This is a genomic window from Methylosinus sp. R-45379 (assembly GCF_001644125.1).
Lineage (GTDB): Bacteria > Pseudomonadota > Alphaproteobacteria > Rhizobiales > Beijerinckiaceae > Methylosinus.
On the sequence record NZ_LUUM01000221.1, the window covers coordinates 1 to 1,060 of the forward strand.

Below are 1,060 nucleotides of genomic sequence, written 5' to 3' on the forward strand. Positions count from 1 at the left end.
GCGCAAGGCGCGGTTCAGCCGAATCTCTGGAATTCGTAGGGAATGGCGAGGCTCCGCACGAAATAGGAATCCTCGACGCTCTCATGAAAGGAGGCGACGTCGAATGTATTGCCGAGGCCATTGGCGAAAGTCTTTGGCCGCAACAGCGCGACGAGCGTCATGAGCCGCGTCTGCCATGGCGCGCTCGCATCATCGAGCCCGGCGCCGAGCGGAGTGAGCAGCTCGATATGCGCGGCGCCTTCGCCGGCGAGATAGCTCGAGCCGGGGGAGCCGAAGCTCGCCAGCGTCTCGTAGAACATGGGGAAGGTGAGAGCGAGGTAGGCTCCGCCCGCGGGATCGAATGGCTGTTCGTTCGGCCAGCTCACCGGCGTATGCGGCCAAGTCGCTTCGATGGTCGAGCGAAAGAAGGTCACGACTTCGGACGGGATCATGCGCGCTTCACGATTTCGACGAGGCCATTGCGGAAGGTGAGATTTGCGCGGCCATCGGCCTTATTCGCCGTGCGCCAGAGATTCGCGCCGGCGGGATAGGAGATGACGACGCCGGCCGCATCGTCGACCGTGTAGACGAGCGCCGGATCGTCGAGCTTCACGCCGTCGAGGAAGAGATCGTAATCGGCGTGGTCGGCGCGATAGCCGGGGTCGAAAGGGTCGGCGGAAAGGCGCATCGGCTAATCCCGCTTACGGATTTCGATCTGCCCGAAAAGGGTGCGGCGCAACAACGTCACGCCGTCATGCGCGAAGTTTCCGGATTCGTCTTTGTAATTGATGACGGCCTCGCCGGCTTCATCATCGGCCGTGAGGCAATGCTCGAGCTTTTCGCCGTTCAGATAGGCGGTGAACAGGCGAGCGTCCGGGCGATAGCCGGGGTCTGATTTGTCGACGGAAATGCGCATTGTCGCCCCTTCACTTCACCGTCATTTCGATGCGGATCAATTCGCCCTGAATTCGGGGCGCTTCCCATGCCGCTACCACGATGCGCTTCGCGCCGCTGGCGAGCGTCAGCTCGTCGCCCTTGCGCGGCAGGAACGAGTCGCCGGGTTGGCGCTGCGCATCCGGGA

The 1,060-nt window shown here is 62.9% G+C and carries 3 protein-coding genes; all 3 read right to left on the bottom strand.

Annotation, left to right across the window (positions count from 1 at the left end):
• Positions 1-14: 14 nt before the first annotated feature.
• The 3 genes from A1351_RS09285 to A1351_RS09295 are packed head-to-tail and all read right to left on the bottom strand — an operon-like array spanning position 15 to position 895.
• Positions 15-431, bottom strand: a complete 417-nt coding sequence (locus A1351_RS09285; protein ID WP_064032843.1) for a hypothetical protein — start codon at positions 429-431, stop codon at positions 15-17.
• Positions 428-667 (bottom strand): hypothetical protein, encoded by a 240-nt coding sequence (locus tag A1351_RS09290; RefSeq protein ID WP_064032844.1) that lies wholly within the window; start codon positions 665-667, stop codon positions 428-430. Before A1351_RS09290 ends, A1351_RS09285 begins: the two co-directional genes overlap by 4 nt.
• Before the next feature lie 3 nt (positions 668-670).
• A complete protein-coding gene (locus A1351_RS09295; protein ID WP_064032845.1) occupies positions 671-895 on the bottom strand; it encodes a hypothetical protein in 225 nt (74 codons plus the stop codon).
• Between the last annotated feature and the right edge of the window lie 165 nt (positions 896-1,060).